This window comes from Bifidobacterium sp. M3-N-101, assembly GCF_023656805.1.
Classification (GTDB): Bacteria; Actinomycetota; Actinomycetes; order Actinomycetales; family Bifidobacteriaceae; genus Bifidobacterium; species Bifidobacterium breve.
The window spans coordinates 70,777-97,753 of sequence record NZ_JAMOKQ010000001.1 but is presented as its reverse complement, the minus strand read 5'-3'; the positions used below and the strand labels follow the sequence as shown (position 1 = coordinate 97,753).

The 26,977-nt window shown below is 58.4% G+C and carries 24 protein-coding genes and 3 tRNA genes; 23 read left to right on the top strand and 4 right to left on the bottom strand.

All coding sequences use genetic code 11. From position 1 onward, the window contains the following. The first annotated feature begins 60 nt into the window (after positions 1-60). The 8 genes from mtnN to pstB all read left to right on the top strand — a co-directional run bounded on the left by mtnN (position 61) and on the right by pstB (position 8,972). A complete protein-coding gene (gene mtnN, locus NBH12_RS00530) occupies positions 61-774 on the top strand; it encodes a 5'-methylthioadenosine/S-adenosylhomocysteine nucleosidase (protein WP_021648793.1) in 714 nt (237 codons plus the stop codon). 267 nt (positions 775-1,041) lie between these two features. Continuing rightward, the gene (locus NBH12_RS00525) at positions 1,042-2,349 is read left to right on the top strand and encodes an MFS transporter (RefSeq protein ID WP_050825154.1); all 1,308 of its coding nucleotides are present in this window, start codon (positions 1,042-1,044) and stop codon (positions 2,347-2,349) included. A 137-nt stretch (positions 2,350-2,486) separates the two neighbouring features. Next, positions 2,487-3,782, top strand: a complete 1,296-nt coding sequence (locus tag NBH12_RS00520; protein ID WP_250819047.1) for a sensor histidine kinase — start codon at positions 2,487-2,489, stop codon at positions 3,780-3,782. 118 nt (positions 3,783-3,900) lie between these two features. Continuing rightward, positions 3,901-4,605: a response regulator transcription factor gene (locus NBH12_RS00515; RefSeq protein WP_003829826.1), complete on the top strand. Its 705-nt coding sequence runs from the start codon at positions 3,901-3,903 to the stop codon at positions 4,603-4,605. A gap of 253 nt (positions 4,606-4,858) precedes the next feature. Next, positions 4,859-5,989 (top strand): phosphate ABC transporter substrate-binding protein PstS, encoded by a 1,131-nt coding sequence (gene pstS / locus NBH12_RS00510; protein ID WP_003829827.1) that lies wholly within the window; start codon positions 4,859-4,861, stop codon positions 5,987-5,989. Positions 5,990-6,195: 206 nt separating this feature from the next. Then, entirely contained in the window at positions 6,196-7,149 is a 954-nt protein-coding gene (gene pstC / locus NBH12_RS00505; protein WP_003829828.1) for a phosphate ABC transporter permease subunit PstC, read from the top strand. Continuing rightward, entirely contained in the window at positions 7,149-8,147 is a 999-nt protein-coding gene (pstA, locus tag NBH12_RS00500) for a phosphate ABC transporter permease PstA (RefSeq protein ID WP_003829829.1), read from the top strand. The genes pstC and pstA overlap by 1 nt, the downstream gene beginning before the upstream one ends. 45 nt (positions 8,148-8,192) lie before the next feature. After that, positions 8,193-8,972 carry a phosphate ABC transporter ATP-binding protein PstB gene (gene pstB, locus NBH12_RS00495; RefSeq protein WP_003831493.1) on the top strand — a complete coding sequence of 260 codons (780 nt, stop codon included), beginning with the start codon at positions 8,193-8,195 and terminating at the stop codon, positions 8,970-8,972. 629 nt (positions 8,973-9,601) lie between these two features. On the opposite strand, the gene NBH12_RS00490 is transcribed toward pstB, so the two are convergent. Next, positions 9,602-10,996 carry an NCS2 family permease gene (locus NBH12_RS00490; protein WP_003831495.1) on the bottom strand — a complete coding sequence of 465 codons (1,395 nt, stop codon included), beginning with the start codon at positions 10,994-10,996 and terminating at the stop codon, positions 9,602-9,604. A gap of 241 nt (positions 10,997-11,237) precedes the next feature. Between NBH12_RS00490 and NBH12_RS00485 the strand changes: the two genes are divergently transcribed. From NBH12_RS00485 to NBH12_RS00460, 6 genes are all read left to right on the top strand, one after another. Continuing rightward, entirely contained in the window at positions 11,238-12,029 is a 792-nt protein-coding gene (locus NBH12_RS00485) for a hypothetical protein (protein WP_106628472.1), read from the top strand. Positions 12,030-12,375: 346 nt separating this feature from the next. Next, positions 12,376-12,897 (top strand): 50S ribosomal protein L10, encoded by a 522-nt coding sequence (rplJ, locus tag NBH12_RS00480; RefSeq protein ID WP_003829834.1) that lies wholly within the window; start codon positions 12,376-12,378, stop codon positions 12,895-12,897. A gap of 109 nt (positions 12,898-13,006) precedes the next feature. Next, on the top strand, positions 13,007-13,387 hold the full coding sequence (gene rplL / locus NBH12_RS00475) for a 50S ribosomal protein L7/L12 (RefSeq protein ID WP_003829835.1): 381 nt from the start codon (positions 13,007-13,009) through the stop codon (positions 13,385-13,387). 258 nt (positions 13,388-13,645) lie between these two features. Then, entirely contained in the window at positions 13,646-14,956 is a 1,311-nt protein-coding gene (locus NBH12_RS00470) for an FHA domain-containing protein (RefSeq protein WP_025263260.1), read from the top strand. An 8-nt stretch (positions 14,957-14,964) separates the two neighbouring features. Beyond that, entirely contained in the window at positions 14,965-18,585 is a 3,621-nt protein-coding gene (locus NBH12_RS00465) for a PDDEXK-like endonuclease domain-containing protein (protein ID WP_052829166.1), read from the top strand. A 2-nt stretch (positions 18,586-18,587) separates the two neighbouring features. Continuing rightward, a complete protein-coding gene (locus NBH12_RS00460) occupies positions 18,588-18,788 on the top strand; it encodes a hypothetical protein (RefSeq protein ID WP_003831504.1) in 201 nt (66 codons plus the stop codon). A gap of 238 nt (positions 18,789-19,026) precedes the next feature. Here NBH12_RS00460 and NBH12_RS00455 read toward each other — a convergent pair whose 3' ends face one another. From NBH12_RS00455 to NBH12_RS00445, 3 genes are all read right to left on the bottom strand, one after another. Then, a complete protein-coding gene (locus tag NBH12_RS00455; RefSeq protein WP_003831505.1) occupies positions 19,027-19,593 on the bottom strand; it encodes an SAF domain-containing protein in 567 nt (188 codons plus the stop codon). A 137-nt stretch (positions 19,594-19,730) separates the two neighbouring features. Beyond that, on the bottom strand, positions 19,731-19,916 hold the full coding sequence (locus NBH12_RS00450) for an FmdB family zinc ribbon protein (protein WP_014484273.1): 186 nt from the start codon (positions 19,914-19,916) through the stop codon (positions 19,731-19,733). 147 nt (positions 19,917-20,063) lie between these two features. Beyond that, positions 20,064-20,669, bottom strand: coding sequence for a 5-formyltetrahydrofolate cyclo-ligase (locus NBH12_RS00445; protein ID WP_052829171.1), 606 nt, complete (start codon positions 20,667-20,669; stop codon positions 20,064-20,066). 15 nt (positions 20,670-20,684) lie between these two features. On the opposite strand from NBH12_RS00445, the gene NBH12_RS00440 reads away from it, so the two are divergent. The 9 genes from NBH12_RS00440 (at position 20,685) to NBH12_RS00400 (ending at position 26,967) form a co-directional block, all read left to right on the top strand. After that, a complete protein-coding gene (locus NBH12_RS00440) occupies positions 20,685-21,350 on the top strand; it encodes a GNAT family N-acetyltransferase (RefSeq protein WP_003831507.1) in 666 nt (221 codons plus the stop codon). A gap of 51 nt (positions 21,351-21,401) precedes the next feature. Beyond that, positions 21,402-22,601, top strand: coding sequence for a magnesium transporter (locus tag NBH12_RS00435; protein ID WP_025300034.1), 1,200 nt, complete (start codon positions 21,402-21,404; stop codon positions 22,599-22,601). A 156-nt stretch (positions 22,602-22,757) separates the two neighbouring features. Continuing rightward, positions 22,758-23,051, top strand: a complete 294-nt coding sequence (gene groES / locus NBH12_RS00430; RefSeq protein WP_003829844.1) for a co-chaperone GroES — start codon at positions 22,758-22,760, stop codon at positions 23,049-23,051. 418 nt (positions 23,052-23,469) lie between these two features. After that, positions 23,470-23,551, top strand: a tRNA-Tyr gene (locus NBH12_RS00425). Position 23,552: 1 nt separating this feature from the next. Further along, a tRNA-Thr gene (locus NBH12_RS00420) sits at positions 23,553-23,624 on the top strand. 4 nt (positions 23,625-23,628) lie between these two features. Then, a tRNA-Met gene (locus NBH12_RS00415) sits at positions 23,629-23,702 on the top strand. A gap of 64 nt (positions 23,703-23,766) precedes the next feature. Next, entirely contained in the window at positions 23,767-23,934 is a 168-nt protein-coding gene (gene rpmG, locus NBH12_RS00410; protein WP_007053013.1) for a 50S ribosomal protein L33, read from the top strand. Between the two features lie 121 nt (positions 23,935-24,055). Continuing rightward, a complete protein-coding gene (locus NBH12_RS00405; protein ID WP_250819046.1) occupies positions 24,056-25,279 on the top strand; it encodes a UDP-N-acetylmuramate dehydrogenase in 1,224 nt (407 codons plus the stop codon). A 161-nt stretch (positions 25,280-25,440) separates the two neighbouring features. Continuing rightward, positions 25,441-26,967, top strand: coding sequence for an amino acid permease (locus tag NBH12_RS00400; protein ID WP_065471079.1), 1,527 nt, complete (start codon positions 25,441-25,443; stop codon positions 26,965-26,967). Positions 26,968-26,977 lie beyond the last annotated feature (10 nt).

Here is a 26,977-nt window from a genome sequence, read left to right as displayed (position 1 = left end):
CCCAGTCGACTACGTCGACAGCCCCCCGCCAGCGGGAGCCTGTATGAAAGGAACTTACGTATGGGTATGAAAACCGTGGCTATTATCGGCGCGCTGGACGAGGAAGTGGCGCTGATTGCCAAATCGCTCACGCACGTGACCCACACCGCCAAGGGCAGCCTTGACATAGTCTCCGGCACCGTGGATTCTTTTGGATCCGACGTGATTAAGGTCGCCGCAACGGTAGGCGGTATGGGGCTGGTCAATGCAGCCGCCACCACGCAGCTGCTGATTGACGAGTTCGCTCCGGATGCCGTGATTTTCACCGGCATTGCCGGCAACCTCAACACCCATCTGCATATCAATGACGTGGTGCTCGGCGGCACCTTGCGCTACCTCGACACCGACATGCGACTCGTGGGCCAGTGGAAGCCCGGCACTGCCGATGCCCCGATTGAGGAATTCCACTCCGACGACCACCTGCTGGAGGTTGCTGACGCGGCGCTTGCCGAGGCCGGCATCACCCACATCGTCGGTATCATCGCCTCCGGCAATTACTTTGTGGACACGCCTGAAAAGGTCGAGGAAGTCGTCCGTCTTACCGGTGCTGATGCCGTGGAAATGGAAGGTGCCGCAGTGGCCCAGGTGGCCGCCCGCAATGACGTGCCTGCTCTGGTGGTTCGCGCGCTTTCTGACAATGCCGACACCGACTATGAGGTGTTCAAGGAATTCGACATCTCCGAATACGCCGATACCGCCGCCCGTCTCGCCGTCGATATCGTCAAGCGTCTGTAGGGGCGTTAGGCAGTCCGACCCATAAGACGCGTTCACTATGTGAACGCTCTCAAGCCCTCGACTCATCAGCTGCGCCATACTCAGTGTGCGGCACAGCGATGTGTGGGGGTTCATCGCTGGGGCCACAAGTCATAACCAGTCTTTCTCCCGCATGCCGGTCGCTGTGCTCAATTCTTTGAGCGATGGCAACACTGTCGCGAAGCATTGAACATGCAATGCATGTGCTGCGTTAAGGTTTATGCGCAGTGTGAGGAGAGAAAAAGGATTATGCCTGCAAGTGCAACTGCGGCCGTGACGGAACCCGTGAAGAAGGATTCGGTTCCTGAGATCATCGCCGCTTCGATGGTGGGTACTGCCATCGAGTTCTATGACAACTACTGTTACTCCATCGCAGCCGCCAGCTACTTCGGCGCGATCTTCTTCGCCAACGTCACCAATCCGGCACTGGCTCAGATTATGGCGTTCACCACATTCGCTGTCTCCTTCCTGGCTCGTCCGTTCGGCTCCATGCTGTTCGGTCACTTCGGTGACAAGATGGGCCGCAAGAAGACGCTGGTGATTGCTTTGCTGACCATGGGTATCGCCACCTTCCTGGTGGGCTGCCTGCCCGGTTATGAGCAGGTCGGCGGCGTGTCTGTTGTCATCCTGTGTGTGTGCCGTGCATGCCAGGGTGTGGGCCTCGCCGGCGAATGGTCCGGCGCCGCTCTGGTGGCCACCGAGAACGCTCCGGCTTCCAAGCGCGCCCTTTACGGTTCCTTCCCGAACCTCGGCGCCCCGATCGGCTTCTTCTGCGCGTACGGCCTGAACCTGCTGCTCACCACTCATCTTGGTCAGGAGCAGATGGGCGCCTGGGGCTGGCGTATTCCGTTCCTTGCTTCCGTTGTGCTGGTCATCATCGGCCTCTACGTGCGTGCTCGTATGTCTGAGACTCCGGTGTTCCAGAAGGCTTCCGAAGAAAAGCGCACCTCCAAGCACCCGCTGCGCGACCTGCTGCCGTACTGGAAGGAAGTCGTGCTTGGCACTGTGGCCATGGGCATCACCTACACGCTGTTCTACGTGCTTGGTACTTGGTCGCTGTCTTACGGCGTTAAGGGTTTGGGCTTCCAGCAGAGCGAATACCTGCTGCTGCAAATGGTCTCCGTGGTGTTCTTCGCCATCTTCATCGTGGTTTCCTGCGTGTACGCCGACAAGGTGGGCCGCAAGAAGGTGCTTCTTGCCGTGACTGCCGCCACGCTGGTGTTCAGCTTCTTCACCCCGTTCCTGCTGGTGCACTCCGCCGCACATATTCTCGTGTTCCTCTGCATCGGCTTCGTGCTCATGGGCGGTCTGTTCGGACCTTGCGGTGCTTACCTGCCTGAGCTGTTCCCGGTCCACGTGCGTTACTCCGGCGCTGGCCTGAGCTACAACCTCGCCGCCATCTTCGGTGGCGCGTTCGCCCCGACCATCGCCCAGGCGCTGGTCAACTCCAAGTTCGGCGTTGCCGGTGTGGGTTGGTACATGGCCATCATGGCGGCTCTCGCCCTGCTTGCTCTGTTCCTGATCAAGGAAGGCAAGGACAAGGACTACGAGCTGTAAATTGCTCCCGATATTGTGCTCCCGCTGGCTCCCGTCAGCGGGAGCTTTGCTATATTCGCCCTGCCAAAAATGAACAATAGGCGAACTTACGTAGTTTGGGCACTAAGCTACGTCTTGCACGTTTTACTCTGGAAACCATGGATATCTGGCAGATCATCGTGTTTGTGGTGCTTGCCGCGCTGGTAGTGGCGTGGGTGGCCATTATCGCTTATAACAAGGGCCGTGTTTCCGGGCGTGTGTCCGCGCAGCAGGCTGCAGCATCTGACGAGACCGCACTGTGTCTGTTTGGCGACGATGTTCCCGTGCGTCCCACGGAGCGTCGATTGGTTGAAGTGCTGCCCGAAGCGTTAATTGTCACCGACCGTAATGGCCGGGTGCAGTATGCCAGCCCCGGTTCGGTGCCGTTTGGCTTGGTTTCCGGCAACCGGCTCAACTCTCGCGAAGTGGAAGATATTCTGACCCAAGCCGCCACCGACGGCGGTGTGCGAGAGCGCGAAGTGCAGATGCCGGTCAATCGTAGCGTCTTCCTCTCCTCAAACGGCCGGGGGCTTGAAGCGGGGCAGTCGATGCCATCCAACATGCTGTATTTGCGCGTGCGCATTGGCGATATTGGCGATGACCTGTACGCCATCTTTATCAATGACATGTCCGAACAGCGTCGGTTCGAGGCGGTTCGGCGCGACTTTGTTACCAACGTGTCCCACGAGCTGAAAACTCCGGCCGGCGCGATCTCGCTGCTTGCCGAGACTGTGACCGATGCCGCCGACGATCCGGACGCCGTGCGCTATTTCTCCGGTCGTATTTCCAAGGAATCCGCGCGTTTGACCGAATTGGTGCGTCGCCTCATCGATTTGCAGAAGGCGCAATCTTCCGAAGGTAGCGTGATTGATGTCAAGCGCATTTCCGCGCTTGCTGTAGCCCGCGCGGCCATCAATGACAATCAGGTGCAGGCCGATGCCCGCTATATTGATATTCGTCTTAATGTCAACGGCAAACCCGTGCCGATTTCGGCTGGCGAAGGCGATGATGAGCCGAGCGAAACAGAGCTGATGATTATGGCTGATGCGGATGCCATGCAAACCGCTGTCAAGAATCTGGTCGAGAATGCCATTCACTACTCGCCTGAGCACACGACTGTGGCGGTCGGTGTGGGGGAGCGCGATGGCAAAGTGACCATTCGCGTGGTCGATCAGGGTATTGGCATTCCCGAGAAGTCATTGGATCGCGTTTTTGAACGGTTCTACCGCGTCGACCCAGCCCGCTCGCGAGAAACCGGTGGCTCGGGTTTGGGCCTGGCCATTACCAAACATTGCGTGCAGGAGAATGGTGGCCGGATCTCGGTGTGGTCACGCAAGGGCGAGGGCTCCACGTTCACCATCGAGCTGCCGGCCGCTCCCGCAGATGAGGAACCTACCGCCGTGCAGGGCGTGTAGCGCGTATCCGCAATTACGTACTTCCAGGAAACAACAGGGTGATGGAGAACTCATGGTTACGATAGTGTCTGATACTTTTGCACCGATGCGTACGGGAACATACCCAAGAAAGGCCACTATGACGCGCATTCTCATCGTCGAAGACGAGGAATCCTACCGCGAGCCGCTGGTGTACCAGCTCACACGCGAGGGGTATGACGTGTCCGCTGCTGCCACCGGTGAGGAAGGTCTGGAGCTGTTCACCAAGGGAGGCATTGACCTGGTGCTGCTTGATCTGATGCTGCCGGGCATCGACGGCACCGCACTGTGCCGCCGTATCCGCGAGCAAAGCCGCGTGCCGATTATCATGCTCACCGCCAAAAGTGCGGAGATTGATAAGGTCGTAGGCCTGGAGATTGGCGCCGATGATTATGTGACCAAGCCGTATTCGTTCCGTGAGCTGCTGGCTCGTATCCGTGCGGTGATGCGCCGCAATCAGGCCACGGCGCAGGCTTCCGGCACGGTGGACGACGATATTCCGCTGGTGTGCGGAGACATTGCCATGCAGGTCGGCCAGCACCAGGTCACGGTGCGCGGCGAAACCGTGTTCTTCCCGCTGAAGGAATTCGAGCTGCTCGAATACCTGATGCAGAACAAGGGCCGTGTGATGACCCGGCATCAGCTGATTGACCGCATTTGGGGATCGGATTATGTGGGCGATACCAAGACGCTCGATGTGCACGTCAAGCGCGTGCGCTCCAAAATCGAGGAAGACCCGGCACACCCCAAGTATTTGACCACCGTGCGCGGGCTTGGCTACAAGATCGACGCCCCGGTGGAGTAAAGGTCGTTTGCCGGATGATGAAAGGCGACCTTTCGAGGTCGCCTTTTCGTATGATGGCTTCTTTCCCGTGAAGGGTCAGGGTGATAAAAACTACGTAGCGGTTATGTGACCCACAAACATCCAACTGTTCATCTTCTGTTTACTGATTTCGGTTTCGAGACCCCAAAACCACCAATAATCTTGTAGTTGTCATGAGTTGACCGGGCAGCAAGAGCCGCCCGCGAATAGTTGATAGAGGGATTAAGAAATAATCATGCAGAAGAACATCCTCATTCGCTCCATTGCCGCCCTGTCCGGCATTGTGATGCTTGCTTCCGTGGCCGCCTGCGGCGATAACACCGCTTCCACGACCGACAGCTCCTCCACTGATTCCGCTTCCAAGACCGCTCCGATTTCCGGTAACTTCCAGGGCGCTGGCGCTTCCTCCCAGCAGTCCGCCGTCGAAGCTTGGATTGCCGGCTTCCAGGGCGCCAACCCGGACGCCAAGATCGCCTACAACCCGTCCGGTTCTGGCGCTGGCGTGCAGACCTTCCTGACCGGTGCCACCGCATGGGCCGGTTCCGACAAGGCCCTCGCCGATGACGAGGTCGAGCAGTCCAAGTCCGTGTGCGCCGATGGCACCGCTTTCGACGTGCCGGTCTACGTCTCCCCGATCGCCGTGATTTTCAACCTCAAGGGTGTCTCCGACGCTGGCAAGCACATCAACATGGATGCCGACACCATCGCCAAGATTTTCGACGGCAAGATTACCAAGTGGAACGATCCGGCCATCGCCGATCAGAACAAGGACCTGACCCTGCCTGACACCGCGATCACCGTGGTTCACCGTTCCGACAAGTCTGGCACCACCCAGAACTTCGTCTCCTACTTCAAGGATCAGGCTCCTGACTCCTGGACCTACGACCTGTCCGAGAACTGGCCGAACGAGGTTGGCCAGGGCGCCAAGGGCACCTCTGGTGTGGTCTCCACCGTCAAGCAGGCCGATGGCACCATCGGTTACGCCGACTTCTCCCAGGTCGGCGACCTGGGCACCGTGGCCGTCAAGGTCGGCGACTCCTACAACGAGATCTCCGCTGAGGCCGGCTCCAAGGTCATCGAGGACTCCAAGCAGGACGACACTGTGAAGGGCGACAACCGCATCGTCATCAAGATCAACCACGCCACCGAAGCCAAGGGCGCTTACCCGATCGTCCTGGTATCCTACGACATCGTCTGCCCGGCATACAAGGACACCAAGCAGGCTGAGTTCGCCAAGGCTTGGCTGACCTACGTGACCTCCGACGAAGGCCAGAAGGCCGCTCAGGATGCCGCCGGCACCGCTCCGCTGCCCTCCTCCCTGAAGTCCGAGATCACCAAGTCCATCAAGGCCATCAAGACCAAGTGAGCGGCCGACCCGCAAAGGGTTGCTGAACCACTGACCTGAAACGATAATTGAATACAAGACTATTGAGATTGCAATAGCCCGAGATCTTTAAGCCGCAGTCGTAAACACATACGGCTGCGGCTTAAAGCGGGTCAGGGGCCGAACGGTTTGACGACGAAAACCGTGCCACTTGAATACTTGATAACCATCCTATATAAGGAGAATCCGTGAGTTCGCAAGACAAAACGGCTGTGCAGCCAGTCGGCGGCAAAACCGCCGATAAGGTGTTCCGCGGTGTGGCATACGCCTGCGGCATCCTGATTCTGGTTGTTCTTGCCGCTGTGTTCCTGTTCCTGTTCTTCCGTGCCTGGCCGTTGATTGGCGGCGATCAGGTTGCCAACAGCAAGACCGTGTCCAGCTTCACCGGCGGTAAGGCCAACAATTTCTGGGGCTATGTGCTGCCGTTGCTGTTCGGCACGGTGCTGGTCTCTGTGCTGGCTCTGATTATTGCCTTCTTCGTCTCCATCGGCATCGCGCTGTTCATCTCACACTATGCGCCTAAGAAGCTCGCCACCGCACTGAGCTATGTGGTCGATTTGCTTGCCGCCATTCCTTCTGTTATCTACGGTCTGTGGGGTGGCCTGATTTTGGTGCCGGCCATCTACCCGTTCTGGAATTGGGTCGCCAATCATCTGGGCTTCATCCCGCTGTTCGCCGGCCCTGCTGCGAACCCGTCGCGTACCGTGGCCACGGTGGCCGTGGTGCTCGCCGTGATGATTCTGCCGATTATTACTTCCATGTCCCGCGACATTTTCATGCAGACTCCGCGTCTGCATGAGGAAGCCGCTCTGGCGCTTGGCGCCACCAAGTGGGAGATGATTCGCCTGGCTGTGCTGCCGTTCGGCAAGTCCGGCATTGTGTCCGCCTCCATGCTGGCCCTTGGCCGTGCGCTTGGCGAGACCATGGCCGTGTTGATGATTCTGTCCCCGGGACTCAATTACTCCATCAAACTGCTGCAGGCCTCGCAGAATCAGACCATCGCTGCGAACATTGCCGCACAGTATCCTGAAGCCAACGAGCTGGGCGTCTCCACGCTGATTGGAACCGGTCTGATTCTGTTCCTCATCACCTTTGTGGTCAACTTCATTGCCCGCAAGATCACCGAGAAAGCGACTGCGTGATGACTGCTGCTGAGAATACTGAAAAGACTCCGATGGACGGTGCTCCCAAGATCGATTTCGATCGTTTCCGCCCCACCCGTTCCTCCGTGCAGCGCCGCAAGAGCATGGATATCTTCATGTGGGTGCTTATCGCGCTGGCGTTCATTATCGCCTGTGTGCCGCTGGTCTCCCTGTTGTGGACCACTATCGTCAACGGCATCAAGCGTCTGAACCTCAACTTCCTGACCTACAACATGACCGGTGTGGTTGGTGGTAGCCAGACTCCATCCGGTGGTTACGGCGGTGTGCTGCACGCCATCATCGGTACGCTGGAAATCACCGCGGGTGCCATGGTCATCTCCATCCCGATCGGCCTGATGTGCGCCGTGTACCTGGTCGAGTACGCGAACCGCAGCAAGCTTGCCACCACGATTTCCCTGCTCGTCGACGTGATGAGCGGCATCCCGTCCATTGTGGCCGGCCTGTTCGCCTTCTCGATGTTTACGATTTTGCTCGGTCCCGGTACTATCAACGGTTTTGAAGGCTCGGTGGCCCTCTCCCTGCTGATGCTGCCTACCGTGGTTAAGTCCAGCGAGGAAATGCTCAAGATCGTGCCTAATGACCTGCGTGAGGCATCCCTGGCCTTGGGCGTCACCAAGCAGCGCACCATCACCAAAATCGTGCTGCGTACCGCTTTGCCGGGCATCGTTTCCGGTGCCATTCTGGCCATCGCCCGCGTGATTGGTGAGACCGCCCCTCTGCTCATGACCGCCGGTTACATTGTCAATACCAATGTGAACCTGTTCTCCGGCCAGATGACCACCCTTCCGGTGTTCGTCTATCAGGAGTACTCGAAGCTGAGCGCCAACTGCCCGCCTAACGCCGCCTCCACTTGCGTGACCACGATTCCTATGGAACGTGCATGGGCCGCCGCTCTGGTGCTGATCATTGTCGTGCTGCTGCTGAACCTCATTGGTCGAATCGTGGCGAAGGTCTTCGCCGTGAAGACCGATCGCTGAGCGAGCCGTTAGACTTAAAGATACAAGGAAATATAAGGAAACATCATGGGACAACGTATTGACGTCAACCACGAGAATATCTACTACGGCGACTTCCTGGCCGTGGAGGATGTGAATATCAACATCGAGCCGAACAAGGTCACCGCCTTCATCGGCCCGTCCGGCTGCGGCAAGTCCACCGTGCTGCGCACCTTGGACCGTATGCACGAGATCATCCCCGGCGCACACGTCGAGGGCGAGGTGCTGCTCGAGGGCAAGAACCTGTACGACAAGGATGTGGATCCGGTGGCCGTGCGCCGCGACGTCGGCATGGTCTTCCAGCGCCCGAATCCGTTCCCGACCATGTCCATCCGCGAGAATGTGCTGGCCGGTGTGCGCCTGAACAACCACCACATGGCCAAGTCCGACGCCGATGATTTGGTCGAGTGGGCTCTGCGCGGTGCCAACCTCTGGGAAGAGGTCAAGGATCGTCTTGACAACCCCGGCATCGGTCTGTCCGGTGGCCAGCAGCAGCGTCTGTGCATCGCCCGCGCCGTGGCCGTCCACCCGCAGGTGCTGCTCATGGACGAGCCCTGCTCCGCCCTTGACCCGATTTCGACCCTGGCTGTCGAGGATCTGATCAACGAGCTTAAGAGCGACTACACCATCGTGATCGTGACCCACAACATGCAGCAGGCCGCCCGTATCGCCGACTACACCGCCTTCTTCAACCTGAAGGCTGTGGGCCAGCCCGGCCACCTCGAGTACTTCGCGGACACCACCACGATGTTCAACAACCCGCAGAACGAAGAAGCCGAGCGCTACATCTCCGGTCGTTTTGGCTGATCCGTGAGCGAAGCGATAGCTGAGCGAAGGTTTGAGTCCGGCCTCCGGCCGGTTCGAAATTGCTGGACCGGAGAAGATTCGTTCCCTGCACGCAGCGTAGTGGTTTGTGCGTAGAAAAAGAACAGTAAGACCCGTCGTAAGGCGGGTCTTTTTTGTTTGTTGTTGGGCCAGAGAGACCCGTTATTTGTCGAAAGGCTCAGTAGGCAAGCTGCTTACCGGGACTTTTCGTATCGAAATTTCCTGCATGCTGTCCTAAATAGTGCCAAAATACCTGCAATGGATTTTCGGGTCGCCTAATCATAAATAGGTTGCAGGCATTTTGGGTCTATTTACGGGGCGAATATCGGCCATCCGCCATAATCCATAAGATTTGCAGGTATTTCAGGTCGATTTATGACGCGAATTTGCAGGTATAAAGACGACATTAAGTAGATTGCAGGTATTTCGGGCCTATGAAGGAGGCAAATACGGCTCTAAGAAGTTCCTTTATACCTGCAACGCTGCTAACTAGTACCTAAATATCTGCAATAACAAAGGCCGGACTCATTTCGAACCCGGCCCTAGATAAGTTACGGCTTACGGCAAATCAGCCTAGAACGACGTGATTCACCGCCGTCATCAAACCAACATCACAGAATCGCCATGCACACGAAGTCCAGGATGAACAGTGCGGATACGATCCAGATAATCGGGTGCACTTCCTTGGCCTTGCCCTTGCAGGTCTTCACGATGCAGTACATGATGAAGCCACCGGCGATGCCGTAGGAGATGGAGTAGGAGAAGGCCATGAACACGGCGGCGAAGAATGCCGGGATGGCCTCGGCGATATCGTCCCACTTGACTTCCTTCAGGGAGGCGGCCATCATGCAGCCGACGATGACCAGCACGCCAGCAGTCGCGGCGGACGGCACGGCGGAAATCACCGGGGCGAAGAACACGGATAGGGCGAAGCAGATCGCCACGACCACGGAAGTCAGGCCGGTACGACCACCAGCGGCGATACCGGCGGAGGACTCTACGTAAGTAGTGGTGTTTGAAGTACCGCAGATGGCGCCGATGGAGGTGGCGATGGAGTCGGCGAACAGGGCCTTGTCCATCTTGGAGGAGAAGCCGTGGCCGTTCTCGAGGGCCTTCTCGTCCTCAGCGGAGAAGATGCCGGTACGACGGCCGGTGCCGATGAAAGTGCCCAGGGTGTCGAAGGTGTCGGACATGGAGAAGGCGAAGATGGTCACGATGACCAGTGGCAGCTTGGCCGGGTCGGAGAACAAGGCCGGGAAGCCTTCGGCGGAGAAGATCGCCCCGAAGGTCTGCGGCAGTTCGGAGAAAGTCTGACCGAGAGACTGGGAGTCGGACCAGGTGGTCACGCCGAACGGGATGCCGATCACGGTGGTGACGGCGATGGCCAGCAGCATGCCGCCCTTGACCTTCATCACGGTGAATACGATGGCCAGCACGAGGCCGATGAGGAATACCCACAGTACCTTGTCATTGAAGTTGGCCAGGCCCGGGGTTGCGGCCACGGCACCGCCCTTAGCGGCGGCCTTAGGATCGCCGGGAGTGAACTTGATTAAGCCGACATTCAGCATGCCTACGTAGGCCACGAACAGGCCGATGCCGCCGCCGATGGCGTGCTGCAGGGACTCCGGGATGGCCATGATGATCATCTTGCGGATCTTGGTGACGGTGATGATGATGTTGATCAAGCCGCACAGGAATACCATGCACATGGTCTGCTGCCAGCTGAAGCCGAGGCCGAAGCACACGGTGTAGGTGAAGAACGCGTTGAGGCCCATGCCGGCGGCCTGCGCGTACGGCACATTGGCGAACAGGCCCATGACCAGGGTGCCGATGATGGCCGCGATGATGGTGGCCAGGAACACGCCGCCCCACGGCATACCGGTCTGCGACAGAATCTGCGGGTTGACGACGATGATGTAGGCCATCGCGAAGAACGTGGTCAGGCCGGCCAGAATCTCAGTTGAGACGGTCGTGCCGTTTTCCTTCAAATGGAAGAACTTCTCCATATACTCTCTACTTCCTTGGGTTGTGCGAGGCCATACGCCACCTGTGGGTGACCCGGTTGGCCCCGGCGAGAATTGCGACTCGCCCTGATTGACCTGCCCAACGCACGTCAGGCGCTACGCATCCAATCAGAACCGTGGCCGATTATAGCTTGTGGAGGTAACGTGAACAGGCCGGGGTAGACTGACTGCGGCAATACATATACAGGAACGCGCAGAGAGTGCCGCGGAAGGAAGTCGCGCAGTGAAACCGGCCGTCGAAGTCAGCATCACCTCATGGAAAAAGAACGTCGTCAAGTTCGGTCAGGAATACGGCCGCGTACTGCTCATGCCAGGCACTGGCTACAACTGCGACCGTCCGCTGCTGTACTGGTCTGCACAAGCCTTGGTCGAGGCCGGGTGGCGTGTCGATCGCATGAATGTACGCAATGCTTCCGATGATTTGTCCACAGTGATTCCGGTGCTCAATCAGGCGATTGACGGGTGGGTGGAGTCAGTGCGCGGAAATCAGTCCGGCGAATACTCCAACGATAATGTCGGTAGGGACGCTGCTGATTCGTCGGATTCCACCAATCAATCCGGCCCGCGTCTGCTGCTCATCGGCAAATCGCTGACCACGATGACTTACCCGCACGTGGCCGCACATTATGGGTTGCCATTCGTGCTGTTGACCCCGGTATTGCACCACGCCGATTTCGACCCATCCGCCCGCGTGATTCCGGTGCCCGCTGTGGGCGATGACATCGTAGCCGAATCCGAAGCACCATCCGTGGCCGAAGCGAAGGCGATAATCCGTGCCGAGCTTGCCGGGCAGTCACACGCCGCCAGCTCCCGATATGCTGGACCGGCACCGCTGATTTGTGCCGGAACCGCCGACCCGTTCTATGATCGCGACCGCGCCAACGCATTGACCCCGCATGTGCATGAATATCCAGACGCCAACCATTCGATTGAGGTGCCCGGCCATTGGCGTCGTTCTCTCGATTACCTAAAGGAAGTCACGGCATCCGTGGCTCAATATGCCGCCACGTTGTAATCCTGCATCACTTCTCCGGGAATGTTGCGCCAATGCTGGGCCGGGAGGACTTTGTTGTGCCACTCTCCTGGGGGTGCTGCCTGCGCGACACGCCCGAATTCCACAATGTCGCCGACCGCCCGTAACCTAATCATTCGTAAACCACAGACCGTTGGTTGAAGTGTGCGCAAGTGCACTTTCGAAGTTTGGTTCGCCAAGCCAGCGCAGGTTGAGAGATATAAGCCCGTCAAGGGCCGGCGAAGGTCGCTTCGCGAGATTATATTGCTCTGCCTGTGCGCAGGGCTTTTTTGTTGCCCAGCCGAAAGTTCCGAACTCCAAGTCAACGGCCGACTTAGGAAGGAACGCCATGAAGAGGCCCGAAAAGGAAGCGGTAGTCGCTCAGCTTACGGAAGAATTCCGTAACGCTGACGCCGTCTACCTGACCGAGTACCGCGGGCTTACCGTTCCGCAGATTTCCGATCTGCGTGAAAAGCTAGGCCGCGATACTTCCTACACCGTGGCAAAGAACACGCTGGCACGCATCGCCGCCAAGGAAGCGGGCATCGAGGGTCTCGACGAGATTCTTGCTGGCCCGACCGCCATCACCTTCGTGAAGGGCGACTTCATTGAGGCTGCGAAGGTCATCCGTGACTTCGCCAAGGACAACAAGGCTCTTGTCATCAAGGGTGCCGCCGCTGACGGCACTGTCTATGATGCTGAGGGCGCCAAGAAGCTGGCAGACCTCAAGTCTCGCCCGCAGCTGCTCGCCGAGTTCGCCGGCGACGTCAAGGCATCGATGGCCAAGGCCGCGTACCTGTTCAACGCTCTGCCGACCAAGGCCGTGCGTACGATCGACGCCCTGCGCGACAAGCAGGAGAAGGCTGCCTGATTTACGCCCTCACGGCATGAATCAGTTGCTTCGATAATTTAAACAAACAAGGTTTATTCGGCTGCGGATCACCTACTTCGTCCGCCGCCAAGATTGAAAGGAAGCCATAATGGCTAAGTACACCAACGATGAGCTGCTGGAAGCCTTCGGCGAGATGACCCTGGTCGAGCTCTCCGAGTTCGTGAAGGCCTTCGAGGAGAAGTTCGACGTCGAGGCTGCCGCTCCGGCTGCTGTCGCCGTTGCTGCTCCGGGCGCTGCTGCCCCGGCTGCTGAGGAGAAGGACGAGTTCGACGTCATCCTCTCCGCCGTCGGCGACAAGAAGATCCAGGTCATCAAGGCCGTCCGCGCCATCACCAACCTCGGCCTGGCTGAGGCCAAGGGCCTCGTCGACGGCGCTCCGAAGGCCGTCCTCGAGAAGGCTAAGAAGGAAGACGCCGAGAAGGCTAAGGCTCAGCTGGAAGAGGCTGGCGCCACCGTCGAGCTCAAGTGATTTGTGCGGCTTAAGCCGCAATCACCAACTTGTTGCCGGAAACCCCGTATCCGTTATGGATTGCGGGGTTTCCTGCATTGTGCCCTTGGGCAGACCCTGTACTGAATAGGGGGAGCGATTTCACCCGTTGCTGGCGGCATGGAAGCTGCTAATGCGCAAAAGTTGCAATTCTTGACCGGGATAATCCGGCGAAACCGAGTAAAAGATGACACAATGGCACATAGTGTGGTTCATAGTGTGTATAGGGAGGCGGTCACGGTGAGTGAATGGACGGTGCGGATCAATGGGGTTGATCGAGTCAACGTCAAACCGGGCGACTGCGTGGAGATTGGCCGTAAGCCATTGCGTCCTCTAGCCGATGACGGCATGCAGCGTCTTGATGTGGTGGATCAGACCAAGTCGATGTCCAAAAGGCACGCCGTGTTCGAGGTGAAGCAGAATGGTTCTGCAGCCGTGCGCGATTTAGGCTCGACCAATGGCTCTTATGTGGTTCGTGACAATGGCGATTTACTGCGTCTGCCCGTTGACGCCGAGTTTATGCTGCCGTCCTCGCCGATGCGCATGCAGTTCGGTGATGTTCCGGCGGACTTCATCCGTATCGATGACGTCGAGCATGAGCAGCAGCTTCCGGTGCCTGATTTGTTCGGCTACGCGGTGAATGAAGCACCGCAGGAGCCGGATGCCGCTGATATGTCCGTTGACGACATTTTGGATTTGCGGGCCGGTGAGCCGACCGCCGCGTTCAGCGCCGCCAGCGTTCGTCATAAGGTTGACGAACTCGACTTCAGCAGTCTGAACATTGCCCAATCCGTGGTCAAGGCGGAAGAGCCGGCCACTCCGCGTGATTTGTTCGCCGATGCGATGGCCGAGCAGTCCGAAGATACCGTGCCGGACGGTGAGGCGCAGCAGACCCAGCCTGCCGCTGATTTCGTGCCGCAGACAAGCCCGCAAGCTGAACCCGTCGAACCGGCGGAGCCTTCTGCACCTGCCGTGGTGCCGGTGGATGCGATCGCTCATCCTGTTGCCAAGGTGCCCGAGACTGTATCTGGGACCGCATCTGAAACAGCAACCGAGACGGAATCTGAGACTGCACCATCCGCTGAGGCGGTATCCATCCCGGACCAGCAGCCGGATGTGCAGGCACAGCCTGAGCAGTCGCCGGTATTTGAGCAGCCCGGCCAATTCGTCCAACCCGATCAGTCCGATCAGTCGGACCAGCCCGTTCAAGTAAGCGTTGCCGATTTGGGCGAGGCTGACACCACTGGTGTCTATACACCAGCTTTTGAGCCGGGCTCCGTGTTCGACCGTGTGAGCAAGGGAGAACTGAAGGCCCAGGAGCCGGTGGTGGAAGTTGATGGCCTGACCTCGGACGATGCTAAAACCACGCAGGATTTCTCCACGCAGTTCGAGATTGCTCGTCACCCTGAGTTGCTGGCATTTCTGGCAATGAACCCATACCTGTATGACGATATGTATGCTTGGCTCGCCGCCAGAGGCGAAGCCGACATCGACGAAGCTCTATCCCATAACAAGGGATATCAGGAATACCGCGAAGCGGTTGGAAAGTGAGCCAAGAGATGACCCAGACGCAGGATCAGAATGCTGAAAACGGTCTGAACCGCATCCGTCGCTGGCGTGACCAGTATCGCGGCATGTTGGCCCCCTCTCCGTTGGAGGACGCGAACCAGCTGGTGGCCAAACTTGATATGACGCATGCCCATCCGTCCGGCATTGCACAATTGTTCGCTTCGGGACATGTTCGCTTGGACTCGCTGTTCCGTGATGCCGGGGTGTTGAAGGCGGCGGAACGGCACTTGTCTCGGGTCATGGATGACCAGACCGCCAAGCGCCGTGTGTCCGGAGTGGCCGAGCTCTCGTTGGTGGTCGGTGTGGCCACGTGGAAGGGCAATGCACTGCCCGTGCTGCTGTATCCGGTCAACGTCACGGTGCCCAAGGAAGAATCCGCCGCCACTGTGCAGTTCACCGGCCGTGTGAAGTTGAATACGGCATTCGTCAATGTGCTGCGAGAGCAGCGGGTATATGTTGACGAGGATTCTCTGTTTGACGGTTCCAGCTATGACAGTGGCGAGCCTGAAACCTCGGCTATGTTCGCCAGAATCACGGCGGAAGCCGTGGAACGCATTCCTGACTTCAATATCGAGCGCCAAATCGTGCTGGGCTGCTTTGTGGATCCCTCATCGTTGATGATTGCCGAAAGCCAGCGCTTCATCGACCAGCTGGAGAACGGCGAAAGTGACAATGTGCTGCTTGATGCACTCGCTGGTAACGAACATGCGCAGTCGTCCCTCAAAGATGCCGATCTTGCGCAGTACAGCCCGTTCGATGCAGATCCGCATGCGGAATTTGAGGTGGGCGATGTCGACAACACCGTGCGATATGCCGCATCGCTTGCAGCCGCGGGCCATAGCATCGTCATTGACGGAGAGTTCCCCAAAGGCACGGCAGAGCAGGCGGTAGCCGTCGCTTCGCGCTGCCTGATGAGTGGTCGGTCGGTGCTGTATGTGCCGGGTGTCGCCGAACAGAAGCGACTGTTTATGCAAGCCGTGTCCGCCAATGAGCTGAAGGCTCAGATGTTGGATGTGGCTGATGCGCAGGCCAACGCCGCCATTGACAAGCAGTTGATTTCCGCTGTGGGATTCCAGCAGGGTGTAGCCACACAGCGTTTCGACCAGCTTGCTGATGAACTTGTTGGCGTGCGTTCTCGTCTGACCCGATACTTGGGCGACCTGCACGGAGTGAACGATAAGTGGAACGTATCTGCTTACGAGACGATTCAGAATCTGGCTCGCATCTCCGTGCTGCCCACGCATCCCGCCACGCATATCCGCCTGACCGAACAGAGCGCGATTGCCGTTGCCGGCGATATGGAAGCATGGGTCGGCAAGTTGGAGCGGGCCGGTGAACTCGGCGAATTCTCCATCGGGCCGGATGATACCGCCTGGTACAAGGCCTCCCTGAACACCGAGGAGGAGGCAGTGACAGCCTACCAGCGCGTGGATGATTTGCTGCGTCGGTTCCTTCCCGCAACCCGTGAGCAGGTGGCTCGTACCGTACAGACGTGCGGATTCCCCGTTCCCTCGACCATCCGCGAATGGGAGCGCCAGGTCACCGTGCTCAAGAACCTGCGCCGCGTGCTCGACGTGTTCCAGCCGGAGATTTTCGAGCGCGACATCGATTCGATGATTGAAGCGACCAAGCCCAAGGCTCAGCGCAAGGCTGAAGGAAGCGCGATGGGCTTCTGGGAGCGGCGTCGTCATATCAAGGAGGCCAAGGGTCTGCTGCGCGTGGGTGCCCAGGTGGAAGACCTGCATGAAGCGCTCAAAGTAGTGGCTCGGCAGTCGGAGCAGTGGAGGCAGTTCGTGCCACACGGCGGATGGCCGGTGCTCCCCACCAAGCTGGACGACATCATCACCACATTGGATGCGATGGTCAGCGATATGACTGCGCTTGACACCGTGCTCGCCACGACTCCGGCGGGCGGCAATTTGGGATCCACCGATTTCAATACTGTCGAGGTGCGTCTGAAGGCCTTGCTTGATGACCGTAAGGCTCTTGATACCTTGCCGGAACGATGCCGCTTGGAACATGAATTCGCCGGTGTCGGACTGAACGAATTGGTCGAGGATCTGCATACTCGTCAGGTGAGTGTGCCGCAGATTCGTGGCGAAGTGCAACTGGCATGGTGGACCACGGTGTTTGAGGATATCGTGCGTTCGTCCGCCATCATTTCCAACCAGGACGGTTCCGCATTGCAAACCGCATCCGACCGGTTCGCCCAGGTCGATGTGGAGCATGTGCGTTCCGTGGGGCCGATGGTATCTCAGGAATCGATGCGGCGTTTGTGCGATATGTTGTTCTCCCATACACAGGAGGCCAACCAGTTGCATACGGTGTTAGCCGGTCGTGCCCATGTGTCGCTCAGTCGTATTCGCCGTGACTATCCGGAGATTTTGGCTGCTGCCAAGCCGATACTCGTGGCGACGCCGGGCACTTTGGCCGCACTCACCGACCCCGCGGTTATTGCGGATGTGGCCATTGTGGATGCCTGCGCGCATATTCCATCCATCGAATTGCTTTCGATTCTTGGCCGTGTGCGTCAGGTAGTGGTGATTGCCCATTGCGCTACGGTGACCAGTGAATCCATGAAGCAACTGATTGATTTGCTTCCTCATGTTGAAGTGGAGTCCGCTCCGACCCGCCGCGACCCGCGTCTCGCTGCATTCCTTGAATCTGAGGGCTATGGTTCGGTTCGGTATGATGTGGCGACTGAGCCGGCATCAGGCAAGGTGCGTTTCCATTCGGTCGAGGACGCCAACGGCGTACCGGTCATGCTGTCTGGTCTTGTGGAATCCAGCCAACAGGAGATTGATAAGGTGGTGCACCTTATCACTCAGCGGGCTGCCAGCTTTACTGTGGTGCCTTCCAGCTATGTGCTGACCGTGGTGACGCTGACTGATGTATTCCGCACTCGTCTGGGCGCGGAATTGAAGTCGTTGGCCTCCAAGAACAAGCCGATGGGCCGATTCCTGCGGCATGTGCGGCTGGTTCCGCTGCGTGACGTGGCGGGTTGCCAGGCCACCGACGTGATTCTGTCCCTGTGCTATGCCAAGACGGTGCATGGTCGCTTGCTGCAGCAGTTCGGTGTGGTGGAGCACGAGGGCGGACGTGGCATGCTGCTCGATGCATTGGCGCTTGCCGACCGCAACTTGGATATCGTCTCGGCGTTTGGCTCTCAGGATATGGAGGATGAGCGTCTCCACCAGCAGGGCCCACGATTCCTGAAGACCATGCTGGCCTGGGCTGAGCAATTCAACGATCGTCCGATATTGCCGACGCGTGATGATGCCGGTCAGAACGTACTGTTCGAAGATATCGCCGAGCGTCTGCGGGCGCGCGGTCTTGAAGCGGCTGTGAATTACGGTTTCGATAGGGGTCCAAGGGTCCCCTTGGTCGTCGGTCTTAAGGGTCGCCCGTTCGCGTTGGCGGTGCAGACCGATGATGCCAGCTTCATGTCCGTGCAGTCCACGCGCAAGCGTCATCGCCTATCGGCACAGGATTTGATTTCTCTAGGTTGGAATGTCATGAGTGTATGGAGCGTTGCGGCATTCGTGAACCCGGATAAGGAAGTCGATCGCATCGTGGCCCGTATCGGCGAGATCTATCGCGAAGTCGAGTAGACATGGCGGAATATTCGGCTACAAGGCGCACCCCACGCAAACATAAACGAGTAGTGATGAAGGGCACTGAAAGCTTCGATGCAGACGGTGTCAAGCTCGAGCCTGGCGACATGCAAACCGACCAGCAGCGTCGAGCCGACGATGACAAGCGCATTCTCGGCGAGTTGCCGCCTCACTGGGCTGTGTTCAACGACAAGCGTTGAACGTCAGCCCAATGAGGCAGCCTTCGCGGCTGCTTGTAGTGCAGCCGCTCACTTCACCTACAGACAGCCCACCGGGCTGTCTGCTATACGGCTCAGCTCACTGGGCTGTGTTCAACGACAAGCGCTAGTCGCCCTCTCTGGCGGGGCTGTCGACAAAGCCGACTGGGGTGGTTGGGAGAACAGTCCACCTTCAGTCTCGCTTCGCGAGCCAGCTTCCGCCGGCGGGAGCAAGAGACGGTCACCGCATCACGGCGACTATCGCGCCGGCTTGCTGCAACTCCATTACTGCAGCCGCGGCATGAGGCTTCATAGCAAATGAGACCTGTCGTTCATTGCTCCCAAGTGACGATGCTTCAGCCTCGCCAATAGCCATCACCAGCGCCTCCTCAGCGAGCACGCAATCCTCCCCGGCGCATCCCACGGCGGACACCAGCTGCACGCTGTCTCCGGGCAAGAGATCATCTGGATTGCTGGCCAACCGCACTTCAATCACCGTGGTGCCGGTGGGCGGCAGTGGTGCATCTCGTGCCATATGCGTAGAGATGGGATCATTGACCGCAATATCAATCTGCGCAATCAGTCCAGTGATCTCATCGGCATCTGTGGCATAAGACGATCCAACCGTACTGACCGGCAGTAGCTCCACTCTGATATCGGCGCTGGAGATTATCTCGCCGCGCGCAATAGGCCGGTCGGCAATCACCACTGGAGCGGTCTGCACCTGAGCCAGTACTGTTCCCAATCCAAACAGCACGGCCAAACCGGCGCAGAACGCGGCAATGCACCTGCGCGCGGCATGCAGCATACGACGGCGCCGTAGTAAGCCATGCGTGGGTGGCGTGAATATAGAAAAAGTCACCATGAACATCATGGTGACTTGCGCTTATCTCTCGGTGCAAGCTGAAACGACCATTGTGGTTCCAGCTTGTCAGGTCGGTTTTTCTACTTGCCGGACTTATCCGTGCGGTAGAAACCGTGGCCTTTGAACTCGATCGGTACGGCCGAATACACCTTGCGCACCTGCTCCTGAGCACACTTCGGGCATACGGTGATCGGGTCGTCGTTGAACGACTGCTGTTCAGTGAAGTCATAGCCGCAGTTCTTGCAGCGGTAGTGATAAGTAGGCAACGGATTCCTCCACAAGTCAATTCTCACGCATAGGCATTGTCGTCATGCTGGACAACCGTTCATATCCTAGTCGCCGCCCTGACACTTTGCCCTGCAGGCATACGCAGGCGAGATAAAAGCCGTCTTATGTTCGGTATTCGCCGGTAATCAGGGCAGCTGCCGGTATCCTTCCGGCGTCAGCACGCCATCCGCTGGCACATCGTGGGGGTCCGCGATCCACTCATCGTCGTCCACCACCTCCCAAGGCCAGCACACTGCGATGATCGGGCAGCCGGGCCGACGATTCACTAATACGCGGTCATACCAGCCGGCCCCGCGTCCCAGCCGATTGCCATGCCGGTCGACAGCCAATGCGGGAGCGATAATCAGGTCGGCATCGTGCAACGCTTCAGGCGGCAATGGAGTTCCCTGCGGCTCGTCAGGCCGCCGGTATCCAGAACCCGCCACTGGATGCAGTGATTCCATCGAATCCAGTGCACTCCACCCGATATCCAGGCCAGATCCCAACAACGGAACCAACACGCGGATTCCTGACGCTAGCAGCCAAGCCAACAGCGGACGAGTCTCAACCTCGGATCCCATCGACACATATGCCGCCACCGTCAGTGGAGCGGAGCCGTAGTGAATACAGGGGCGATCCAACACGTATGCGGGAAACTGATGAACCAGTTTTTCTCCTGCTGCAAGCCGGGCCTCAGGCGTAATCAAAGCTCGTTGAGCCAGCAATCTGTGCCGTAGCGTTGCCTTATCCATACCGCACAACCTAGCATGGCTACAATAAAGGCCGTGTCAGTTTTCCAATCCATCAAAGAGGCGTTCAAGCCGGATCATCAGATTCGTATGCCTCGTCTTTCCCATCCTGCTTTTCCCATAACGCTTAGGCCGCTGACCTTGGACGACGAGGAAGAGTGGAATGAGGTGCGGTGGCGCAATAATGATTGGCTTGCCCCGTGGGAATCAGGAGATCCGATGCATGGCGGATTCATCACCTTCAATCAGTGGATTCAGCGCCAGCGCCGTAACGAGCAGCATGGGGTGGGGGCGTTGTTCGCCATCGAATACCAGATGCGCATTGTGGGCCAGATATCGTTGGGGGCGATTTCCTACGGATCCATGCGCACCGGTGTGGTTGGCTATTGGGTTGACCAGTGTTACGCCGGTCATGGTTTTGCCCCCATGGCCGTGGCTTTGCTCGCCGACTGGGCACTGACGGATCCCTTTGGCCCGGTTCTGCACCGGCTGGAAATCGCCATTTTGCCGGACAATGCGCGCTCTTTAGCGGTGGTGCGCAAGGTCGGGGCCCATCATGAAGGACTGCGCGAGCGCTATATGTACGTCAATGGTCAGTGGCGAGACCACGTGACCTTTGCGCTGTTGGCCGAGGATGCCGGGCAAGGGTTCGCCAATCGATTGGCCTCGCAAAACCTCCAATAAATCTCCTAATACTCCCGACACGCCCGAGCGGGAAGTGTTGGTTCGGTCAATATGTCTCCTATTCTTGACGGTATGGGTTACGAGTCACTGAGCACGGTTGTCGTCTTGGTGATTGTGATAATTGCCATCGCTGTATGGTTGCCCGCGCGTACGGCTAACGGCATGAAGCGCGCGGCTGAGCATCGGCAAGATCGTTATTCGCCGTCCCTGCGTATTGTGGAAGCGGAAGACGGTAGACGATTCGGCGATATCGAGCCGTATCAGGCGAAAGGGGCAGCAATGCCAGCATCGACACAGTCAGCCCGGCTGACGACCGAGCATATCGCGCATATACGCGAATTGCGCCGTGAATCCATCCGTCGTCGCCAGATTCTGGTGGCCAGCCTTCTCGCCGTGGCCATAGTGGTATTTGCGTTGGCGTTCATCGTGCATTACAGCCCGTTGTTCGCTTTGATTCCTTTGGCCCTGACCGCAGCGGTGCTGGCAATGGGTGCGAATGCCGCACGCCAGGCCCGTCAGTGGGAACGCAGGGTGTCCCGCTATGAGCAGAAGAAGACGTCTGCAACTCCTGCTCAGCAGGGGCAGATTGATTCTCCGGCTAAGAACCATGCTGCCGAGTCCGCCGCTCCGGCCGTTCAGACGAGTCGTGCAGATGATGCTGCCACCGAAGTGATGGAACAGCGTCAGATTCGCCGCGTGCTGCATGACGCTGAAGTCGAGCAGGCCAAGGCCAAGGCGTTGCGTGAAGCACAAGCCAAGGCCGATCGGGAGGCTGCTGCGCCGCAGGCTGCCGACCATTCCGAAGCGGAGACACCTTCCCTGACGGTACGCGATGAGCGCGATGCGCATGACTCCGTTGCGGACGATGCCACGTCGGAGCTCGCTTCCGTTCAGCCGGCCCGTGCGCTGGATGTGTTCGATATGGCCACCTCCCAGGATCTCATCTCCTTCTCTCTGGGTGCGGACCATGCTGAAGATAACGCTCCGGAAAGCTTGGAAATCAAGTCGACGCGTCAGGTGTCCAAAGCCACTCCCGCCGAGCCTGAGATGGTGAACAAGCTGATTGATGAGGCCAAGGCCGTCAAGGCTTCCGACGACGCCTCGGCAGCCAAGGCTCAAGCGGATCACAGTGCTGCGCAGCCGGAATCCTTCCATGAGCATGAGGAGCGTGCTGAGGTGCAGGCCCCGGTCGCCACGTCTGAATCGTTGAGCGTGGGGCTCGATTCCATTCTTGCCCGCCGCGGCAACTAAGGGATTTCTCTCACAGCGTTAGCACTCGAGTTGGCAGAGTGCTAACAATCGCGCTACGATGTGTCCTAGCGCAAAGGGACAACGCAAGTGATCGTCAGCCTCTTGAGGTGTTCTGGCGCGGCATTAGAACTACGAGTAGATACGAGGTGACCCACAGTGTCGATTAAGCTCACACCGTTGGAAGACAAGATCATCGTCAAGCAGGCCGAGGCCGAGACTCAGACCGCATCCGGTCTGTACATTCCGGACAACGCCAAGGAGAAGCCGCAGCAGGGTGAAGTCCTGGCTGTTGGCCCGGGCCGTCGTGACGACAAGGGCGAGCGCATTCCGGTGGATGTCAAGGTCGGCGACAAGGTGCTGTACTCCAAGTACGGCGGCACCGAAGTTCACTACGAGGGTGAGGACTACCTCATCGTCTCCTCCCGCGACATTCTTGCCATTCTCGGCTGATTAGTCGTATAGAGAACTTCACCAACCCCGACTGTTCCTTGCGAACAGTCGGGGTTTTTGCGTCTTGTGTCTTGGCTCCCCTCTTTGAGGGGAACTGTCGCCGTAGGCGACTGAGGGGGCCGAGGGAATGCATATTCTCCCCAAAAAGCTCAGCCGTTGACGGTCAATCCGACGATGCCTCCGCACAGTCCGATTCTACGGATAACGCCAACGATGCCGGTAGCAAGAAAGCCGGTGCTGATGACTCCAAGAAGAGTGCGTCGTCTTGGTCGCTTCCTGATTTCTCCGACTGGCCTATGTGGATTCGGGAAAAACGCGGGAATTTGCGGAGTGTCGCACCGATTTGCGTTTGTCTGGGTTTTGTGGTTATATAGCCAAGTTGCCTGTTGAGGTCAAACACCGCGGCGGGAAACAGACTGGCGGATTTCCCAAGCGGTCAAAGGGAGCTGACTGTAAATCAGCCGCTTCGTGCTTCAGTGGTTCGAATCCACTATCCGCCACGCCCCGATAGCTCAGTGGTAGAGCACTTCCTTGGTAAGGAAGAGGTCGTGAGTCCAATTCTCACTCGGGGCTCTCTGGCGGGGTAGCTCAGCTGGCTAGAGCGTACGACTCATAATCGTAAGGTCAAGAGTTCGAGCCTCTTCCTCGCTACAAATCGCGCCCGCTAACCGGTGGGCGCGCACTAAACCTTATAAGAACACAGAGGTGAATGACAATGGCTAAGAGCGCCGACATCCGTCCGGGCATCACGCTGGCCTGCACCGAGTGCAAGGAGCGCAACTACATTACGACGAAGAACCGTCGTAACACTCCCGACCGTCTCGAGCTGAAGAAGTTCTGTCCGCGCTGCGGCAAGCAGACTGTGCACCGCGAGACTCGTTGATTGCGCACAGCATTATGTTTCAAACCCGGCCCATGCGGCCGGGTTTTTGCGTATGGAACTTGCTGCTGTCTCAGACGACGATTGCCTCGATATCGCCCGTGCGACACTAAGATAGGAAGCCATGACAAGCTTTGCAGACATCACCACCATGGGTGTGGGCGGACATATCGCCCACTTCGTCGAGCCGACCACGCGCGTCGGACTGATCGAGGCCGTGGAAGACGCCGATTCCAAAGGACTTCCTTTGGTCGTTATCGGCGGAGGCTCCAATATGCTCGTTTCCGATGACCCCTTCAACGGCGTGGTGGTGCGAGATGCGCGCTGCCTGATCACCGTGCCGGACGAGGCCGCACCGGTCGAAGGCGGCGATCGCACGGTCCATGTCAATGCCGAGGCCGGCGCCAACTGGGATGATTTTGTGGCGTTCACCGTGGAACTCGGGCTTGAAGGCGTTGAGGGGCTTTCCGGCATCCCCGGCACGGTCGGTGCCTCAGTGGTGCAAAACATCGGTGCCTATGGCCAGGAGGTCGCCACTTCGGTGGAATCGGTGGAGGTCTGGGACCGCGAAACCAAAACCACGCGCGATTTGACTCCTGCCGATCTCCAGTTCGGATACCGTTACTCCGCACTCAAGGCCAGCATGTATGCCGGGCCCGGCAAGCCTGCCGACCGGTTCTTCCCGACCCCGCGTTATGTGGTGCTATCCGTTACCTTTGCCCTTACCCATTCGGCTGAAGGCACGGTCGGCTATGGGCAATTGGCCAAGGCGCTCGGCGTCGAGGTGGGCGATCGCATGGCCACCACCGATATTCGTAAGGCCGTACTTGCGGTTCGTGCCGCCAAGGGCATGCTCGAAGATCCCACCCGCTATGCACTGCCCGATATGGCCACCGCCAAGCGAGAGGCCAATATTCTGTCCGATTTGGATCGGCTTGCCGCTCTGAACAATCAGGCCGGTATCCCGGCTAGCAGCGATGGTTTGCCCGCTCCTGATTACAATCGCCACAGCTGTGGTTCGTTCTTTATGAATCCGATACTCTCTGCGCAGCAGGCTGCCGCGTTGCCTGAGGACGCTCCTCGTTTTGACGCGACCCGGCCCGATGGTACGCCTGGCGTCAAGACCTCGGCCGCTTGGCTTATCGACCATGCCGGCTGCCATAAGGGATACAAGGTCAGTCCAGATGCGTCTGCGGGTCTGTCCACGCAGCATGCGTTGGCTCTGACCAATCGTGGAGGAGCGAGTGCCGCCGACGTTGAAGTCTTGGCCAAGGCCGTACAGCAAGCAGTTCGGGAAGCATTCGGCGTCACCTTGGTTCCGGAGCCGGTCTGTATCGGCGTGCTGTGATTCCCCGCAGAAAACTTGGCGATGATCGCCTGGCCGTTTGGCCGGCAAACCAGTGATTCCACTGGATAACGGATTGATGGACAACGTAATCACCCCCATTTATACTCATTTTCAGTGCTGCGCGCGTCCGGCGTGTAGGCAGGGGAGAAGAGAGCAATATCATGCAACTGTTCCGTACGAAATCCGTCGAACAGACCATTGCCGAAACAGGTGAAGAGGGTCGCAAGCTCAAGCGCAGCCTAACGTGGTGGGATCTGTCCATCATGGGTGTGGCTGTGGCCGTGGGCGCTGGCATCTTCTCAGTAGGTGCGCAGGCGGCGGCTTTCCACGCCGGCCCGGCCGTGATCATCAGCTTCCTGATTGCCGGCATCGTCTGCGGCGCGGCCGTGATGTGTTACGCCGAGTTTGCCTCGATGATTCCAGTGGCCGGTTCCGCCTATACCTTCACCTATACCACAGTGGGTGAGCTCACGGCATGGATCATTGGCTGGGATCTGATTCTGGAAATGCTGTTCGCCGGTTCGGTGATTGCCAAATACTGGGGCGTGTATCTCAACGATTTCATACGTCTGATGGGTTGGAACGTGAATACCGATCTGGCGCTAGGCTCCTTCAACTTCGACCTCGCGCCAATTATCATCGTCGCGTTCTTCACCGTGTTGCTGGTGTTCGGCACCAAGATTGGCGCTCGTGTGGATGGCGCGATGACCGTGCTCAAGATCGCCATCGTGGTGTTTGTGGTGATTGTCGGCTTCTTCTACGTCAAGGCCTCCAACTTCACCCCGTTCATTCCACCGAGCCAGCCGGCCGCAGCCACTACCGGCGACGGTGCCGTCAGCGCTCAGATGGCGCAGCCGCTATGGCAATGGGCCACTGGCATGACCCCGTCCATTTACGGCGTGCCTGGCATCCTGTCTGGTGCGGCGCTTGTGTTCTTCGCGTTCCTGGGATTCGACGTGGTGGCCACCGCCTCCGAAGAGACCAAGAACCCGCACAAGAACGTGCCGCTGGGCATCGGTGTCGGCATGCTGCTCATTATCGTCATGTACATGCTCGTGGCCATTGTGACCACCGGCATGGTCTCCTATAAGGATCTTGCCAAGCAAGATAGCCCGTCTCTGGCCACGGCATTCGAATTGGTCGGGGCTGACTGGGCCGCCAAGATTATCAGCTTTGGTATTGTGCTGGGTTTGGCCACCGTGATTATGGTGCTGCTGCTGGGCTTGACCCGCATCGTCTTTGCTATGAGCCGCGATGGTCTGCTGCCGCGTGGCCTGTCCAAGACCGGCAAGCATGGCACCCCGGCCGTTCTGCAGATTGTTGTGGGCGTAGTGGTGGCCCTGGTCGCTGCCCTGTTCGACATCGGCGTGCTTTCTGACATGGTGAACATCGGTACGCTGTCCGCATTCACCTTGGTGGCCATCTCCATTCCGATTATGCGCAAGAAACGCCCCGAATTGCCGCGTGCCTTCAGAATGCCCGGCAACCCGTGGGTTCCGATTCTGATTGCCTTGGCCAACTTCTGGCTGATGTTGAACCTGTCTGTGCTCACCTGGATTCGTTTCCTAGTGTGGCTGGTGATCGGTTTCGCCATCTACTTCAGCTATGGTTACTGGCACGCTCGTCTCGGTAAGGGAGATTTGAGCGAAACGCTATCTGACGAGACTGATCGGGCCGTTAACGGCTGAGGTGTCGGGG

Excerpts from the sequence above, each read along its gene's own strand:
- NBH12_RS00440 (WP_003831507.1), top strand. The coding sequence starts at position 20,685 with ATGGCTACAATAAAGGCCGTGTCAGTTTTCCAATCCATCAAAGAGGCG.
- pstS (WP_003829827.1), top strand. The coding sequence starts at position 4,859 with ATGCAGAAGAACATCCTCATTCGCTCCATTGCCGCCCTGTCCGGCATT.
- pstA (WP_003829829.1), top strand. The coding sequence starts at position 7,149 with ATGACTGCTGCTGAGAATACTGAAAAGACTCCGATGGACGGTGCTCCC.
- NBH12_RS00445 (WP_052829171.1), bottom strand. The coding sequence starts at position 20,669 with ATGGATAAGGCAACGCTACGGCACAGATTGCTGGCTCAACGAGCTTTG.
- NBH12_RS00520 (WP_250819047.1), top strand. The coding sequence starts at position 2,487 with ATGGATATCTGGCAGATCATCGTGTTTGTGGTGCTTGCCGCGCTGGTA.
- mtnN (WP_021648793.1), top strand. The coding sequence starts at position 61 with ATGGGTATGAAAACCGTGGCTATTATCGGCGCGCTGGACGAGGAAGTG.
- NBH12_RS00405 (WP_250819046.1), top strand. The coding sequence starts at position 24,056 with ATGACAAGCTTTGCAGACATCACCACCATGGGTGTGGGCGGACATATC.
- NBH12_RS00525 (WP_050825154.1), top strand. The coding sequence starts at position 1,042 with ATGCCTGCAAGTGCAACTGCGGCCGTGACGGAACCCGTGAAGAAGGAT.
- NBH12_RS00455 (WP_003831505.1), bottom strand. The coding sequence starts at position 19,593 with ATGCTGCATGCCGCGCGCAGGTGCATTGCCGCGTTCTGCGCCGGTTTG.
- NBH12_RS00465 (WP_052829166.1), top strand. The coding sequence starts at position 14,965 with ATGACCCAGACGCAGGATCAGAATGCTGAAAACGGTCTGAACCGCATC.
- NBH12_RS00515 (WP_003829826.1), top strand. The coding sequence starts at position 3,901 with ATGACGCGCATTCTCATCGTCGAAGACGAGGAATCCTACCGCGAGCCG.
- pstB (WP_003831493.1), top strand. The coding sequence starts at position 8,193 with ATGGGACAACGTATTGACGTCAACCACGAGAATATCTACTACGGCGAC.
- rplJ (WP_003829834.1), top strand. The coding sequence starts at position 12,376 with ATGAAGAGGCCCGAAAAGGAAGCGGTAGTCGCTCAGCTTACGGAAGAA.
- rplL (WP_003829835.1), top strand. The coding sequence starts at position 13,007 with ATGGCTAAGTACACCAACGATGAGCTGCTGGAAGCCTTCGGCGAGATG.
- NBH12_RS00490 (WP_003831495.1), bottom strand. The coding sequence starts at position 10,996 with ATGGAGAAGTTCTTCCATTTGAAGGAAAACGGCACGACCGTCTCAACT.
- NBH12_RS00400 (WP_065471079.1), top strand. The coding sequence starts at position 25,441 with ATGCAACTGTTCCGTACGAAATCCGTCGAACAGACCATTGCCGAAACA.
- rpmG (WP_007053013.1), top strand. The coding sequence starts at position 23,767 with ATGGCTAAGAGCGCCGACATCCGTCCGGGCATCACGCTGGCCTGCACC.
- NBH12_RS00435 (WP_025300034.1), top strand. The coding sequence starts at position 21,402 with ATGTCTCCTATTCTTGACGGTATGGGTTACGAGTCACTGAGCACGGTT.
- NBH12_RS00460 (WP_003831504.1), top strand. The coding sequence starts at position 18,588 with ATGGCGGAATATTCGGCTACAAGGCGCACCCCACGCAAACATAAACGA.